Annotated in this window: 16 protein-coding genes; 4 read left to right on the forward strand and 12 right to left on the reverse strand. The window is 62.6% G+C overall.

Going from position 1 to position 15,596, the window contains the following annotated elements:
* Positions 1-64 precede the first annotated feature (64 nt).
* From J0A91_RS23850 to J0A91_RS23875, 6 genes are all read right to left on the reverse strand, one after another.
* Positions 65-271 carry a PRTRC system protein C gene (locus J0A91_RS23850; RefSeq protein ID WP_069207707.1) on the reverse strand — a complete coding sequence of 69 codons (207 nt, stop codon included), beginning with the start codon at positions 269-271 and terminating at the stop codon, positions 65-67.
* Between the two features lie 45 nt (positions 272-316).
* A complete protein-coding gene (locus J0A91_RS23855) occupies positions 317-748 on the reverse strand; it encodes a PRTRC system protein E (protein ID WP_069207708.1) in 432 nt (143 codons plus the stop codon).
* 35 nt (positions 749-783) lie between these two features.
* Entirely contained in the window at positions 784-2,421 is a 1,638-nt protein-coding gene (locus J0A91_RS23860) for a PRTRC system ParB family protein (RefSeq protein WP_069207709.1), read from the reverse strand.
* Positions 2,422-2,892: 471 nt separating this feature from the next.
* Entirely contained in the window at positions 2,893-3,393 is a 501-nt protein-coding gene (locus J0A91_RS23865; RefSeq protein ID WP_069207710.1) for a hypothetical protein, read from the reverse strand.
* A 181-nt stretch (positions 3,394-3,574) separates the two neighbouring features.
* Entirely contained in the window at positions 3,575-3,913 is a 339-nt protein-coding gene (locus J0A91_RS23870) for a hypothetical protein (protein ID WP_169833234.1), read from the reverse strand.
* A 98-nt stretch (positions 3,914-4,011) separates the two neighbouring features.
* Positions 4,012-4,296, reverse strand: a complete 285-nt coding sequence (locus J0A91_RS23875; protein WP_206365077.1) for a hypothetical protein — start codon at positions 4,294-4,296, stop codon at positions 4,012-4,014.
* Positions 4,297-4,504: 208 nt separating this feature from the next.
* Between J0A91_RS23875 and J0A91_RS23880 the strand changes: the two genes are divergently transcribed.
* The 3 genes from J0A91_RS23880 to J0A91_RS24995 all read left to right on the forward strand — a co-directional run bounded on the left by J0A91_RS23880 (position 4,505) and on the right by J0A91_RS24995 (position 9,305).
* Positions 4,505-5,665, forward strand: coding sequence for a tyrosine-type recombinase/integrase (locus tag J0A91_RS23880; protein WP_069207866.1), 1,161 nt, complete (start codon positions 4,505-4,507; stop codon positions 5,663-5,665).
* The gene (locus tag J0A91_RS23885; protein WP_069207712.1) at positions 5,665-7,464 is read left to right on the forward strand and encodes a hypothetical protein; all 1,800 of its coding nucleotides are present in this window, start codon (positions 5,665-5,667) and stop codon (positions 7,462-7,464) included. Before J0A91_RS23880 ends, J0A91_RS23885 begins: the two co-directional genes overlap by 1 nt.
* A 308-nt stretch (positions 7,465-7,772) precedes the next feature.
* Positions 7,773-9,305: a site-specific integrase gene (locus tag J0A91_RS24995; RefSeq protein ID WP_240502342.1), complete on the forward strand. Its 1,533-nt coding sequence runs from the start codon at positions 7,773-7,775 to the stop codon at positions 9,303-9,305.
* A 177-nt stretch (positions 9,306-9,482) separates the two neighbouring features.
* On the opposite strand, the gene J0A91_RS23895 is transcribed toward J0A91_RS24995, so the two are convergent.
* Positions 9,483-10,451: a deazapurine DNA modification protein DpdA family protein gene (locus J0A91_RS23895; RefSeq protein ID WP_206365078.1), complete on the reverse strand. Its 969-nt coding sequence runs from the start codon at positions 10,449-10,451 to the stop codon at positions 9,483-9,485.
* Positions 10,452-10,537: 86 nt separating this feature from the next.
* On the opposite strand from J0A91_RS23895, the gene J0A91_RS23900 reads away from it, so the two are divergent.
* Complete coding sequence (locus J0A91_RS23900; protein WP_069207714.1) at positions 10,538-11,026, forward strand: hypothetical protein; 489 nt, start codon at positions 10,538-10,540, stop codon at positions 11,024-11,026.
* Between the two features lie 10 nt (positions 11,027-11,036).
* On the opposite strand, the gene J0A91_RS23905 is transcribed toward J0A91_RS23900, so the two are convergent.
* The 5 genes from J0A91_RS23905 to J0A91_RS23925 all read right to left on the reverse strand — a co-directional run bounded on the left by J0A91_RS23905 (position 11,037) and on the right by J0A91_RS23925 (position 15,593).
* Positions 11,037-11,543: a thermonuclease family protein gene (locus J0A91_RS23905; RefSeq protein WP_069207715.1), complete on the reverse strand. Its 507-nt coding sequence runs from the start codon at positions 11,541-11,543 to the stop codon at positions 11,037-11,039.
* Positions 11,543-11,737 (reverse strand): hypothetical protein, encoded by a 195-nt coding sequence (locus J0A91_RS23910; protein WP_069207716.1) that lies wholly within the window; start codon positions 11,735-11,737, stop codon positions 11,543-11,545. The genes J0A91_RS23905 and J0A91_RS23910 overlap by 1 nt, the downstream gene beginning before the upstream one ends.
* A gap of 41 nt (positions 11,738-11,778) precedes the next feature.
* Positions 11,779-12,387, reverse strand: coding sequence for a DUF6927 domain-containing protein (locus tag J0A91_RS23915; RefSeq protein ID WP_069207717.1), 609 nt, complete (start codon positions 12,385-12,387; stop codon positions 11,779-11,781).
* 72 nt (positions 12,388-12,459) lie between these two features.
* Positions 12,460-13,413: an ArdC family protein gene (locus J0A91_RS23920; protein WP_069207718.1), complete on the reverse strand. Its 954-nt coding sequence runs from the start codon at positions 13,411-13,413 to the stop codon at positions 12,460-12,462.
* A 98-nt stretch (positions 13,414-13,511) separates the two neighbouring features.
* Positions 13,512-15,593, reverse strand: coding sequence for a ParB/RepB/Spo0J family partition protein (locus tag J0A91_RS23925; RefSeq protein WP_069207719.1), 2,082 nt, complete (start codon positions 15,591-15,593; stop codon positions 13,512-13,514).
* Positions 15,594-15,596 lie beyond the last annotated feature (3 nt).

A 15,596-nucleotide genomic window follows, 5' to 3' on the forward strand; every position in this document is an offset into this window, starting at 1 on the left:
ATCCATTCGAGGAGTGTCTTGCGGGGTGCGGCGGGGATGGCCGCGCCTTTGCGGCGCGGCACGTTCAGCCCTTCGTGCCGACGGCGCGGCGATATTCAGTGACATGCACGCCGCCGGTCACACCGGCGTCGACGAGTTCGGCGTTGAGGATCGCCGGATAGAGGGTAGCGTGATAGGCGCGCAGGCCTTGGGCATCGTTCGCGAGATGCGGCGGGATCGGGAGATCGATGCCGTCATAACGACAGGTGCGGGCGAGATGGTTGATCTGCATCGGTAGTTCCTCGTGATGGTGGGAAAAAGCGCTAAGGCGGTTCGATCACCACAGGCTGGCGGGCTCATCGGATGTGGCCTCTGCGGGGGGCGCGCTCGGAGCAGGAGACGCAGGTGCGCTTCCGGCGCTGGACGATCTGTTCGGCGCAGAGGCGGCCTTTGCCTTGGCGGCTTCGGCAGACGCGGCGCGCGCCGCCTCGGTGGCCTCACGCTGTTGGGCGATCTGGTCGGCAAGCGTCTTTCGCGTCGTGATCAGCTGGCCAAGTGCGCCGTCTGCCCCCCTGGCGAGTTCGGCATCGATCTCCGAGGCGGTCGCGGTGATCGAGATCGGCCGCGTCTCGCCGGTTTCGAGGCTGTGGGTCTTGCCTTCGGCATTGCGCGGAATGACGGTCAGGGTGACGGTTCCGTCGGGGCCGGCGACAAGGTCGAAGCCGAGGGAGTAGCGCTCGAGGAGCGGGAGCAGGCTTGCGATAAGCATGGCGATCAGTCCTTCGTTTTGAGGTGGGATGTCGGTCAGGCGGCGAGGTCGGTGGCGCCGGAGGCGACGGCCGGAGGGACGGCGCTCTCGGGCGGTCCGTATGTTGCGTCGAGCGTCATGGCGCTTGGCAGGCGGCCGGCCCAATTGAAGCCGACGGCGTTGAGCATGCCCGCTATGAGGTCGGCTTTCTTGGCACCGAGAAGCTTGGCGAACGCCTTTTCGCCTTTGTGCGCGATGAGGCCGCATTCCCGAGCGATGAATTTAAGCTCGTCCTTGGTGTATCGCTCGAGAAACGCGCGATCGACCTGCCAGGCGTGGCGGATATCGATTTCGAACATGCGGGCGAGATCGGCGACATGGCCGAAGGACTGGACGTCGCGCGCATAAGCTGCCCCGATCGCAGAGTGCGCGGTGGCGGCCTGTGCATTGGTCAGCGCGAGGATTGCCTCGATCTTCGCGGTGAAGCTCAGGCCCGGGAAGGATGGATTGACCAGGAGACCGGCGCGGGACGTCAGCGTGCTCGATTTGATCTGGGAGAGCGTGCCGGTCAGTGCAGCCACCAGGATGGCGGTGTGGGCGTGCGCCGCGTTGTCGGCGAGATCGCGGGCCAGAGCGGTGCGCCATGTCGCCTCGCGAAGGTCGGTGGTCCGTCCGGCAATCGATTTGACGGTGACGGACGGGCCATCTGTGCGGGCAGTCGTCTTCACGCTGCCGGCGGGGGCCGATGGCCTGGGGATGATGACGGCTTCACCGGTGGTATCGGCGTGGTCGGTTGGGTATCGTGCCTCGCGGTCGGACGGCTCGTTCTCCTCGTCGCTGGAATCGTCGATTTCCTCGTCGTCGTCCTCGGATTGCGAGTCTTCGGCCTGCGCGGCCGCGGCGCGTGCCTCTTCTTCGAGACGCGCGTTGTCGACGGCCTGGGTTTTGAGCTGGAAGCATCCGGGATTGGTGCAGTGGCCATCGTCCACATGGGTCTCGAACAGGGCGCGCTGCGTCGCAGAGTTGAACGGGCAGGTCGTGCATTCCGTCTTGTCGAAGGTGGCGGCGGCGAGACTCTGCGTGACGCGCATGAGCAGATCCCGCGTCTTTCCGATGTCGAGACCGGCGGCGAGGATCGTCTCGAGTGCCTTATCCTGCTTGTCTGCAGGAACGGCGGCGAGCAGCTCCGCATGGCCGACCTTGATCCGCCGCTCGTCGAGAGCGGATTTGACGGTCTCTGAAAGCCCGGCGAGCGCCAGACGGCGATCGAGCTTGGCCCGCGACCAGCCAAGGCGCCGTGCGGTTTCCGCGCGATCATTGTGGCAGGCCGCAAGGTGACGGACGGCCGCGTCTGCCTGTTCCGTCTCCGAGGCGTCGTCGCGGTTGTCGTTCTCGTCGATCGCCGCTTCCAGCGCTTCCTGATCGGTCATCTCGCGGATGATGACCGGCACTTCACCATCGAGGCCAAAGACTTCCAGGGCGGCCCTGTAGCGGCGCTCCCCAGCGACAATAGCGTAGGTGTCGTCGGCCTCTGGCACCGGACGAAGCAGGATGGGCTGGAGCATGCCGCGCAGGCGAAACGACACAACGAGATCGTCATGCTTCTTCCGGTCGAAATAACGGCGTGGGTTATCGCCCTTGATGATCTTGGAGAGCGGCAGCGTGGTGGCGCTGCCTGGTTGGGAAACGGTCAAGGCGAATCTCCTTGTGGGATGTGCGAGGCGCTCCCTTCACGGTCGCGGGCCCCTCGTCTGGCGAGCCTGAAGCCCACCCCCTCCGATCCCCCTCCCCTCACTCAGCCGGCGAGGCTGTCTCGATTGATGTCGGCCGCCTATCGTTCAATCCGCGGAGCGGTGAGGTCGTAGTGTTCAAGGTTTCAGATCTGGAGCGGAGCTTGCTGTTGGACACGGCAAGCTCGCACTTTCGCCGTTCCGTCAGTCCGCCCCTTTCGAGATGTCCAATTAGGGCGCGGCAGCCTTCAGGCGGCTGATGGACCGTGTGTGCCTGCGCTGGAGTGGATTGGTGCCACAGGCGCGCGACCTGGATCCGCGGGCGCGACGTTGTGGGTGAAGCGCTGGAGTGAAGAGGAGGAAGTCACGCGGCGCGGCGCGGCCGCGCGAGTGTCGGTACCGCTGCGTCGAGAGCTTCAGCCCTCGAGCTGGCGCCTATTCAGGGCGTGCGTCCCGGCCGAGCCGATGAGCCTGTTCGACGGCCTGAAGCCACGTCGGGCCGAGCCTGTCGATGGCGTCGAGCGGGTGGCGATAACTCTCCGGAAGCCAATCCATGCGGCCATTGAGGAGCGCGCCGGCGATAAATTCTCCGGTGCTGAAAGGGCCGTCGCCTTCGTTGGATGCCATGGTCTGCGCAATCCGTATGACGGTCTCGACGAGTGCTGGGTCGGTCGACTGGTCCTGACCGACGATATGAATTTCGAGCGATTTGCGGGCGGGGCGCTCGGGGGGCATCAGTGTTGCGGCTTCTTCGAGTTCGTAACAGCGAACATCAATGACCGGCGTGTTCTGCGCGATTGGTTTGCCGTCCAGTGCAGCGATCTTGATAGAAGCGGGAAGGCCCGACTGCTGTGCTTGCGCGAGAATATCGACGCACTTGCGTAACAGGTGCTCGGTTCCCGGTACGAGGGTCAGGGTCTTTTCGTCGTCGGCCATGGTGCTTTCACTCACGCGGATCGGTTGCAGGTTATCTGGGAATCACCTTCAGCGCCACGGCGAGCCACAGAAATGATGACAATAAGCGACGTTGAAAGGCGCATGAGCCCTCGGGCCGGCGTGATCTCGCCACGTTGGCAATAAGAACAGGCCATGGTGTCTTGGCTGAATAGGCGCGGCATCAGATGATCCGCGCAACGAACGGGCCGTCGTCGCCCTGGTCGTCGCCCGTGATCGCGGGCTCCTCGCGCGTCACCCATACCCATGCCATGACGTAGGCGCCGTCATCGCTGGCCGAAACGACGGCGTCGTCATCGATCTCGCACTCGCCGGCGCGCGCAAACGGAAGGTCGCGGGCCGCAGCAATGTAGGTTAGCTCGCGCTGTGCTCCGCCTTCGTAGTGCGCGATGCGTTGTCGGATAAGGCCCGTGTCCGCACGACGTTCGGCAGAGCCAATTTCGGCATGGGCCAGAATGCGCTTGAGCGCCTCGAGTTGTGGAACATCTAAGTTGATCCACATGCTATTCTCCTCGGATCGGCGTTCTGTCTTCCCCCGGCTCGGCAGGCTCGCCCGGTTCGTGATTTCGGTCGTAGTGTTGGGCCCTTGGAGTAGGTCGATCATGGGACGGCTTCCATCGTCGGTCCGTCCCGGTAGATGTCAGCCGCCCATTGCTCGATCCACGGTGCGGTCAGCTGGTCGTGGTCGAGATCTCCGCTCTCGATGAGGTCGCGTATTTCTGCCCGTGCCTGGGCGATCGCCTGTTCCCAGGGGTCCAACGGCGGGCAATCGCCGGGTGGAGACAGGCCCTGGGGAAGCCGCTGCGGCGGTCCGGCGAGCCGGTCATGCTGTGCGGCGATCCAGGCCTCCATGTGATCCGCGACGAGCCTGTCGGTCTTGGCCACGCCGCGGCGGAGCGCGGTCCGGCGCGCACTGATGCCGTAAGCCTGGCTGTCGATCGACGCGATGCGGCGACCGTATGGGAGGAGGAAGGGCAGAGCCGTGCCTTTGACGCCGAAGAGATGATAGGTTTTGTGCCTAGAGCGTCCTTAGTGTAATCTAATTTGCGCCGATCAGGACAGGTTGGATCTCCATCACGCTGTTGGGAAGACCGTGGCCGACCTGTTGTTCACCACAGATGCCTTCGAGGCCCAAGGTCGGCAAGTGCCGGGCATTCCCATGTTGCTGGATCACGAGATGCGGCTGATCGAGCCAGCTTGCTCCTGGCTTCTGCATATTTCGCTTATCCGAGGTCGGACGCGCAGCCGGCAGACTTGGCGGACCTATGGCGAAGCTCTCTATGATTGGTGGCAGACATTGGAGGCCAATGGATGGTCGTGGGATTCAGTCCGGTTCCACGAGGTCGCCGCATATCGCGATCGGATGCTAACGTCGCGCAGCGAGCACACCGGCCGTCCTTTTGCGCGTGCCACGATCAACGGGCGATTGAGGACTATTGCACAGTTCTACCGGTGGTCCGTCGACCACGGACTGATTGATTCCGCTCCATTTAGTTCGGAAGATGTTTCTGTCGCGAGATGGCGACCTGCGCCTGCCTTGGTACATATCGACGCGCGCGGCGGGATTCAGTCGGCCAACGCTCTGCTCCTGCGCGAGCACTCGACACTACCGAAGCCTATGCCCCCCGCTGATATACGGCGTATCCTTCAGGGCAGAACAGCGCGCGACCGACTGATCATCGAGTGGGCGGCGCTCACTGGCATGCGGCGCATGGAGATAGCAGGCCTCGAGCGTTCGTCCATTTCTGGATCGCAGACTAGGGACGCAGGCGGCTCGCAGATTGTCCCGGTACGTCTCACCACCACGAAGGGCGACCGAAGTCGCCTCGTATATCCACCATTGCGCCTGGTCGATCGTACGCTTGCCTATGTTCGGGAAGAGCGCGCCGTGATCGTCCGCCGCGCCCGCGAGCGCGATCCGGATTATCAAGAACCCGAGCAGGTATTCATAACTCTGCGGGGCACAAAGATGTCGCCGCGCAGGATTGGCGCAATGTTCTCCGATGCGGCGCACAAAGCCGAGGTCGACGCGACCTTCCATTCACTTCGCCATACCTTTGCCGGTGTCATGCTCCGCACGCTCCAGCGGCAAGCCATCGACCATCCGGAGATGAACCCGCTGTTGGCATTGCAGACGATTCTCGGGCACGCCGATTTAGCGACGACAGCGATATATTTGCGGATGGTAGCAATCGACCTTGAGGCCGTTGAACTCGCCTTAGACGACCTGTTTGATCTCACTCAGCCCGTGTAATGACGCGCCGACGGAAGACCTACAAGCTGCCCGCCCTGCCAGCGCATATGGTGGACGTCGATAGCCCCGGTGGCTGCGTCCTGCGTTTTCTAACGCCGGTCGGCGAACTCGAGCAGGAGATCGACCTCACAGGAGATGGCGGACGGGGTCAGCTTCGCGCGGATATCGCCTTCGCGCTCCGTCATCATTTGGCGGATAAGAGCTGTATCTATCGAGAGGGCATTGCCAGGTCCCTGCCCCGATGGTTTGAGTTCCTCGATATACGAGACCCAAGTCGGAGCATGATTACCGCGGCTCGGCACGTCGATGAAGCCGTCCTGCGAGCCTATATCGCGTCACTCGATCGCGAGCCGTGGGCGAAGGGTTCCAAAGCGGCATCCTGGTCGACGGTCAAGGTCCCATTTGCTTGGCTCATCAAGCACCGTCCCGACCTCGCGGCGCCAGGGCTGGACTTGCCGCACAACCCTTTCCCGTATCGGAACCGCGACACACCAGGACGTTCGATTCTGTCAGGCTTTGAGGTGGACGCGACACTGACTGCGTGTCGGTGTGCTATCGAAGCCAGCTGGAATCGGTTCCAGACGGGCCGTGAACTGATCGCCAATTCGCCGATCGACGTGCCACTGACATCCGCGGGCAAGCTCGACCTCAAAGATCTTGGCGTGCTGCTTCGCCTCATTTCGACACGCTATGAAGGAGTCTTGCCCGACCGTCGGTCAGCTCCGCACGATGTTGTTCTCTCGCGGATCTGGGACGAGATTAAACAACACCATCCGGGGTGGCGGGAGATCGCCGGTTATCTGCACGCCACACCCGAGGTGCTCGCTCCCTATATGATTGCGATCGGTCTCCAGACCTTTGCCAATCCCGAAGCGCTACGCAACTTCCGCCGCGATTGCATGACCGAACACTTATTCCTGAACGGCCGGGTACTGGTAACGTGGGAGAAAGGCCGGGCGGGTCGGTCACAGCGTCGGAGCTTTCTTCGAGATCGCGGAATGTCGGTTCCGAAGCTGATAGATCGTGTCCTTGAGATGACCGCGCCACTCATTCCCCTGTCGCCGGTCGAACAGCGCGACAGGTTGTTCCTGTGCGCGATTGCCAGTCCGCGCAGCGTTGGACTCATCGCGCCATGGTTGCCGTCGCGCCTCGTCAAGCAGTTTGTCGAACGGCACGACATCCGGGATAGCTCGGGGCGGCCGTCGCAACTCACGATCGCGATGCTTCGTCCAACCGGGCTGAGCCTTGCCCATCACAAGGTCGGTTTCGATGTGCTGAAGACGCAGATTGTCGCTAATCATGCCGATCCCGCAACGACAAAACACTATGTGGATCGCCCGGCTCTTCGCGCCGCGAGGGAAGCGATGCTGGCTGGGCTCCAGGGGCGCTTTGTGAGCGCCATTCGCATCGGCACTCTCGACCGAGTGGATACTCAGTCGGATGATACCGGCCATATCGACGGACGCAACGCTACCGCAGCTGGGTTCATCTGCGCGGACCCGCTTTCCGGGGTCGCGCCCGGCCAGCGGGAAGGTCGGTTGTGCACGGCTTGGCTCGGGTGTTTCACATGCCCCAACGCCGTTATACCGCTCGGTGTCGAGACGTTAGCGAGGCTGCTAAAGACCCGGGACGCCCTCGCCGCTGCACGAATGAGCATGGCTCCTGATCGGTGGCGGCTCGTCTACGCTCCCAAGCTCGAGATACTCGAACGCGATATTCTCCCCCGGTTCCCCGCCGCAATGCGTCCTGAGGGGGAGGCGGCGATGGAGGGGGCGCCAATGCTCCCGCCGATCGAGTGATCGGGCGCGCAACACGCATCCGCGGTCCATCGGCGCCGGTCAGCGACGATTGGCTCGATGCCTATGTTTCATCCGGTAGCCGCTTTCGCGATGACGTCTGGGAGCTCGATATCCACACCGCTGGGCGCCGCGCGTTCCACAAAATTCTCCGGTGGCCCTCGGCATTGCCCACTGATTCACAGATATCGAAGGAGCAGCATCAGCAGCTGATCCGAGCCGCCAAGCAATATCTTTGGTCCCTGTCGACCGATCCACCACCAGGGCGCCGACGGCCTTCAGCGCCGACGCTCCAAGCGCATGGTCAGCTGGTGCAGACCATCATCGCCTGGATGGCGACCGAAGGACTGTCAGCCTTCCGATTGCTGACGCCATCGGTTGTTGGACAGTTGGTAGCATGGCTCAGAGCGCGTCCTGGCGCCGGCACGCGTGGAACGCTGAAGCCGACCACAGTCGGCTTCTATCTCAACGTGATCAACACCATGTATCTCCAGAGGGCGAAGCTGGAAGACAGCCCGATGGTGAACCCGGTCCCGGGTAGCAGCACTTCCGGCCTCGCCGGCGTCTGTAAGCGAACAGCGGCGCGCATCCCCTTCATTCCCGATCCGGTTGCTGTCGACCTTCTTTCAAAGGCGCTGGATTGGGTCGAGAATCATTCAGCCACCATCATTGCAGCGATCGATTTGGCCGAGCGGACTTATCGAACTGCCGCGGCCGAAGGCTGGAAAGAGAGTTGGACCAGGACGATCGTCAACCGCGCTCTTGCAGCTGCCGATATTCCCGGCGCTGACGGCGTTCCCCTGACTCAAACTGTGACAGTTCGCCGTGCGGGGAACCACCTTACTGCGGCATGCTTCGCACTGATCGCTGGTTTGGTGGGCATGCGGGCAAGCGAGATCCTTTCAATGCAGGTAGATGCGGTCGAGCTCATGCCGATTGGGGAGACGGGGCTCAGCCAGGCCTATGTCGTCGCGCGATTGTTCAAGACCAGCCAAGATCCTCGCGGGAGTCTTGAGCGTTGGATAGCCCCGCAACCGGTTGTCAGCGCGATCGATTGCCTTGCCCGGCTTGCTGCCGTTCTTCGCGCAGATACTAAAGGCGTGGACTTGTTCATTGTTAAGGACGGGTTCGGAGCGCCGATTGAGGTGATGACCAACCACCTGATCACATGGCGACTTCAACAGTTCGCCGAGGCCGTCGATACGGTGCCGCACGAAGGTCGGACGTGGGAGTTCAGTTCTCATCAATTTCGCAAGACGTTTGCACGGTTCATCGCGCGAGGCGATCGAACGCAGCTGCTCGCCCTGGCCGACCACTTCAAGCATGCTTCCGTGGCGATGACCTCGCGCGGCTATGTCGGTACCGACTTCGAGTTGCATCAGCTCATCAATGAGGAGAGCCGCAACGAGACTGCATGGGCGCTCGATCGCATTCTCGCCAGCGAGAGCCTCGGCGGTCGTATGGGAGAACGGATCGCCGCTGGCAATCACGGCTTCCGTGGGCGAGCCGGCGAGGAGGTGCGCCGCGACTATGTCGATTTCGTGCTTGCCGAGACCGACTTGCATATTCGTGGGTGCGACTATGGCTGGTGCGTGTTCCAACCGGAAGTCGCTGTCTGCGGCGGCGAGATCGCCCCCAATGAAGCTCTCCGCAGCCCTTCTGCGTGCTCGAGTTGTCCCAACCTCGTCGTTGAGCCTCGGCACGCTGGATACTGGCAGGAACGACGAACAAGGAACCAGGCCCTGTGGGAACGAGCAAGCCCGCTCGCGAGGGCATCGCTGGCGGAGACGATCGGCGAGTGTGATCGCATGTTACGACGCATACAGGAGGTTGAAGGTGTCTGAGATCCCGCCCGCGCCTGGACGCCGGATCGCGCCGGCGGCAAACTCAGCGAGAGCCTATCGTGCCGCGCTCGAAAGGCTGGTGCAAGGAAGGGCCAGCCACCCGAGCCACGCCGGTCGCCCGGTTCGCATTACGCCTGCAGCGGTTGCACGAGAGGCGCGGCGCAGCCGTAATCCCCTTTATACGACGCACCGCGACATTCTGGATGAGATTGCGGTGGCGGCAAATTCCGGCGTGCCGGCAGACCTCGCCGATACGATTTCGGACCTACGCAAGGAGATCAAGGAGCTGAGATCCACGGTCAGGCAGCAGCAGGAAGACAAGCGGCGACTTGCCACTGAAAATTTGAGGCTGCTCCATCGTGCCCAAATCGCTGAAGAAAAACTTGCGGCTGAACGATCATCTCGGCGGCAATAATTCCGCCTTCGGCGGTTGCGTGTGGTGCAGTTCGAAAACAAGTTTCGAACTGCACCACACGCCCAATGGGTTGAAAAATATCGCAGGACACTTGCAACGATACATAATGCGTGCAGGCGAATGCCCGAGGGCAAGATCTGATCGAGATGGTCGATCACGGCAATCAAACCTTCAGGACCATGAATCTCCCGTCGACACATGCTGCCGACGCCGATCGGCGAACCGGGACGGATAGAGTGCCACAAGGCTTCGACGCAGCGCTCATAATCGTCCGGGCGGCGGCCCTGGATCACCGGCATCAACGTGTCGGCGATGCCGTAATCGTCGGCGAACATTCGGCAGTCGCGGTTGGCACGGATCGTCCGTGAAAGACGGTCGATGACTTCATCCCGGTGGCGGGCGATTTCGGGCTCGACACAATAGTCGGCACTGGCCCACCAGCGGAAGGGATAGGCCGCAGCCAGCGCGACATAATCGGCGATCGTCCAGGGAAAGCCGCCATAACGGGATGCTGCGACGAAACCGGCAGAGTCGAGGCATAGCCCGGCTAGCCCGTGCGCGTTCGACAGTTGGCTGAGGCGCCATCCCGCCCATTCCCGCCAGCCTCGGCTGCTGGACCAGCGCGAGAGCCCGTTCGCGGAGATGAGCGCGGTCTGCTGAAGAGCGCGGGCGCGCTGCAGAATCGGGCCATTGTTCAGATGAGGCAGACCGATGATGGTCTCGAGCGGCATCGCGCATGTCCTGTGCTTGAGCGTCACTTCTCCAGCTTGACCGTTGGACACGTTCACGGTACGTTCCGTAGCGCAGGAGAATTGCTATGAAGAAGGCTGCGTTCCAGGTTCGTTTCGATCTCGACATCACGCTGCGTGACGCGGCGTTGGACGCCGACAATCGGCCGACCCGCCGGATGATCGCGAATGCGGCGATCGGAATGAACGTCGAGGACGCCTATTATTCCGTGCGCGAGCTGCGTGAGGCGGTGAGCTGGGTCCATGAGGGCGTGCCCGCTGGAAAGTCCAAGCTGGCGGAAATTCTCGCCAATGACGGCGCCGACGACTTTCAGCGCTGCATCTATTTTTGCCTAGCCGGGCGCGGCGTGGTCACGATGCTCGATGATCTCGAGTGGCTTGAGGATCTGCTGGAGCGGCGCGGTCGGATCGCGGGCGAGGTGATGCGGCAAAAGGGGTCGCGGATGCCGCTTACCAATCCCTATGTGGCGGATGCGCCCGACGGACCGCTTGTTCGGGTCGAGAGTGATTTCGTGCAGGGTCCATCCTGGTGGGCGGATCCGACGCTCGACCGGTGATGTCCGGGCGTCAGCGCTCGCATTGCAATCGCGCGCCGCGTCGCCATTGCGATGGTTCGATCCAGCGGCCGGCAAGGGCCCCTGCCCTTCCGGCCGTCGCTTTTGCGAACGCAGCGGTGTAACGGGCCGCTCGAGCGGGATCGTTGCGAAGATATCCGGTCTCGGGGATCGCCAGTCCAGCCCGGATCAGCCGCTCGCCAAGATCCTGACCATCGACCGTCACCACGGCGACGGGACGTCCATAGGTGCTGCTCGGCATCAGCTGGATGGTGGCTGTTGCCGCGCGCAAGGCGTTGGCCGCCAGATCCTGGGCCGCTTTTCCGCAGGCCCAGCAGCCGCTCGAGCGCTCGCAAAGTTGTCTGCGTTCGAACGCGTCGACACCGAGCAGTCTGAAGTCGACAGCAAGTGTGTCGCCGTCGAGGGCGCGAGCCTTCGCGTCAACTCTCGGATGCTGCGCAAAGCTTGTGGATGCGCTGATCGTCGCAAGAGCGATGGCCAGAATGAGGATCGCTCGCATCAGGACACCATCTCGACCTCGACATGATCGCCGAGCGCTGGAGTCGTGCAGACACGGAATGGCTGCAGCGGATTGCCGGTGCGCACGATGCTGATCCTGCCGGACTGGACGTCGAACAGACGGGACGCGACCCGATTTGCGTTTTCACGGCTGCACAAGAGCAGGCGTTTGGGAGAAAAGATTGGGGCGAGCATGATGAAATCCCTTTAGGAGTGCATGATACCGGCAATATGGCTCAGGCAAAGATCGTCTTGTGGACCTTTGTCGTAGGGACGATCTCCCATGGCATGTCCATGACGCGGGTGATGCGATAGCGTGAATAGCCGTCGGGAGCGCGAAAGCTCAGTCTTCGGCCGCGCTTCTCAACGACGAACTCGTCGCCGACATGGCCGTCGGTGAAGGTGATGGCCGCACCAAGCTTGATACGATCGCCATTTTCGAGCTTTCGCGCGCGACGTTTGAGATTTTCCGCGCAGCGCTTGCGCCAGTCCAGGGCATGCTCATGTTCGGTTGGTGTCAGGAGATCGAGAATCGCCCGAGGACAATTATCCTCGCAGGGGCCCATATTTTCGGTCATGTCCTTGTAACCGAACTGCTCGCCGTTCTTGCTGCGCGGGTTCCACAGGACTTTGCAGACGACGGCGAATACCTCGCTGCCGACACCGTTTTTCAGGACTTGAACGGCGGCGTAATAGGTGCGGTTCTGTGGACAGGAGGAGGCCAGCACCTTGAGGCCTTCGGTGCCGCCCTCGACCGGACGGCTATAGGTCAGCTGATCATCGAGATAGGCTTTGGCCGTTGCATGACCGCCCATGGAGCGCCGAGACATTGTGAGCCAGCCCATAGCACGTCTCCTTTCATACGGTGATTGTTACCGACCGCGGGGCGGCATGGTTCTTGATCGAGCCGCGTAGTTTCAGGCGGTTTCCGCAACGGGTACGGCACCGGCCGCGGTGTCGGCTTCTGGTTCCTGGGCGTCATCCCCGTTGCTGAACGACGATAGATAGTTGAAGGCCTGTTCGGCCTTGGCAGCGGCATGAATGATCGCTGTCTTGTCGCCCTTCAATATGCCCAACCAATGTCCGACATAGCTCGCGTGGCTGTCGTGCAGCTCATTTGGAAGGCCGAGATGCGCGCAGATGAGACCGCTACCGATTTCGGCGACCAGTTCTTCAAAGCTATAGGCGTTGTCGCCGAACCGTTTGCCGAAAGTTCGGGCAAGTCGACTCGCGCTGCCTGACCAATGCGTGCTCTCATGGCCCCGGACCGATGCGTAATGGTCCATGGTCCGGAACGTGCGGGGATGCGGCATCTGGATATAGTCGAAGGTCGGGCTGAAATAGGCGCGGTCACCACCGTGGCGGACGTCTGCTGGAATGGCCGAGAAGAAGCGATCGATCGCGTCCTGATGGACCGACGGGTCGAGCGGCGCAGGCTCCTGCATCGACCCGTAATAATACGCGGGGAGGCCATCGACCTGGTCGGCGTTGAACACGATGTAGTGGCGCAGGAAGCGGATGCTCCGCTCCTTTTCAGCGCCGGTGACCGGGTTCGATTCCGTTTTCTTGAAGCTCGAATAATAGACGGACAGCGAGCCCAGTTCGCCGCGGCGGACATGGCCTCCAAGTGCCTCGGCCTGGCGATATGTCATCCAATAGCGCGAGCGGTAAGCCTGCGCGTCGGCGATCGCCCAAAGGTAGAAAGTGTTGATGCCGGTGTACGGCGTACCGCAATGGCGCAGCGGTCGGCCACCGCCCCCCTCCGAGCGCCACGGGCGGCTCCACGGAGGAACGCCTTCTTCGAGTTTGCGGATGATGAGATTGGTGATCTCGGCCGCGACATCGCGGCTCGACCCCGGTTTGGCGGGCATGGCAGATGCTCCGAAAAAGGTGACAGGGACAGACCGCCGACACTCGGAAGTGCCGGCGGTCTGTTGCCAGTAGGGACTGTTCGGTGAGGGTCTGCCGGTCAGGCGTCGGCCGGTACGGGACCGTCCGCATCGACATCGTCGGCTCCGGCATCGTCCCCGTCCTCGAAGACTTCGAGAGTGTCATCGGTCAGGACGTCCGAGAAACGCATCGCGTTGGGCACCCATGCAAGGGCGGCCGCCTTGGTCTCCGGCTCGACGATGGCGTCACCGGCAAACAGTTTCTGGCAGCTTTCCGAAATCTCGGCCTTCTTGAGCGAGGCGTGGCGGGACGTGAGGGGCGCTCCGCCGATGTCGTTCAGAAGGCTGAGGATGCTGCCTTTGTTGACCCGGTCGAAGAAGTTGTCCGAGGTTGGACGCCACCAGCTTGCGACATCGACGTCGAGGATCGACGCGAGCCGGTTCTGCAACGGGATCTGCTCGTTGCTGATGCCGTGCTTCGCCTGAAGCGATGTCGCTACGATGTAGGCGAGCCAGTTCGCCTTGCTGTCGTCGTCCAGAGCGCGGAATGCCTCGAACCGATCGACTTCGCTTTCATGCTCGGTCCAGGCGGCGTCGAGACCTTCGTGCGCCTCGGCCAGATAGTCGCGGGCCCGGGACGCCGGCACGTCGCCCACGGGATCCTGCGGCCTGCTGGCGCCAAGGGTCGTTCCATATTTGACCGGATTGTCGCTAGTCGGGCTCGATGGATGACTGCGCGAGTCGATCATTACGAAGAGCGCGTAGTCGAGGGCTAGCGCCGGCTGAGCCAGGAGGGACGATGCGAGAATGTCACGACGCTGCATCGCCAGTTCGTCGTAGAGCCGTGCGCTGAGCGGTTTGCCGCCCGGCGCGACAGCTTCCGGACGGTGCTTGGGTTCGCGCGGCTCGCTGTCACCGATGCGGAAGCGGCTCGTTGAGCGGTCATCGCCCTCGCCGCGCTCGCCGTCCGGCCGGTCTTCGCGGTCGCTTCCGGTCGGCTCCTCGATGAGGATCTGCTGCTCGCTGTAGAATTGCGTGTCGAGCCGCATTTCGCCCTGCGGGGTCAGGAGCAGGAATGCACCGACATGCGGCTTCAGTTCGTCCGGCAACACAGGCGCGCGATTCTCGATGTCCCCGGCTTCGGCGAGCAGCCGGTCGTCTTCCTGGTCGAGCAGCCTGATGACGTCTTCGGACAGCGCCTCGTCCTGCATCTCGGCCTCGATCTCACTGCGGCGCTGATCGATCTGCTGCAGGCGGGCCGCCTGCTCCTCGGTCAGCGCTGGCGGCTGGAGGATAGCGCGATAGAGACCATGCGCGGCATTATGCGCATAGTTGCTGGCGATCGGGCGGATCCACGCCAAGCCCATTTCCTCGCCGATCCGCTTGGCCTCGGCTTCCATGATCTCGCCAGCCAAACGGTGCGCGATTTCGGGATTGACCCAGCGATCGTTGCCGTCGGTGAACAGGTCGCCATCGACCTTGCCGCCGGCGACGACGTAGCGGGTCTCGCCGACCAGGATTGCGATCGGATCATTCGCCTTCAGCGTCTCGTTTGCGATGACGCGGCGGATGGTGTCGGCGTTGACGTGGTTGTTCTGGTAGCTGTTCCAGACCAGCAGCTGCTTTTCCTGATTCTCGGTCGAGGCATAGGCCTTCGCGACATCGATCGTGATTTCGCCGGCGCTCAGCGCTTCGAAGATCGGCTCTGCGAGCGATGCCAGACGAAGGCGCCCTTCGACGAACCGCCGCGTGACGCCGAACCGCTTGGCGACCGCGTCGATGTCCCCGCTAGCGCCGATGAAGTGCTGGAACGCACGACATTCCTCGGCCGGCGTCATCTTGAGCTGCTGGAAATTGGTGGCCGTCGAGGTTTCCGATAGGGTCGCTTCATCGGCCTGGAGGACCATCACAGGGACATCATAGTCGTCGGCCTTGATGAAACCGGCATCGGCGAGACGCTGGAGCGCGCGCAGGCGCCGGCCGCCGTCGAAAACCTCGAAGGTGCCGCGAGGCTTTTTCGCCGGGGTGACGAGCAGGTTCTGCAGAACGCCCCGCGCTTCGATGTCCGCCGCCATCTGGGGAATCTGCAGCTTCTCCTCGGGGAGACGGCGCACGTTGATCGGCGAGAGCCGCAGCTTGTTGAGTTTGATGGTCTGGATCACTGG

Origin of the sequence: Sphingomonas panacis, assembly GCF_001717955.1 — a bacterium.
GTDB classification, from domain to species: Bacteria; Pseudomonadota; Alphaproteobacteria; order Sphingomonadales; family Sphingomonadaceae; genus Sphingomonas; species Sphingomonas panacis.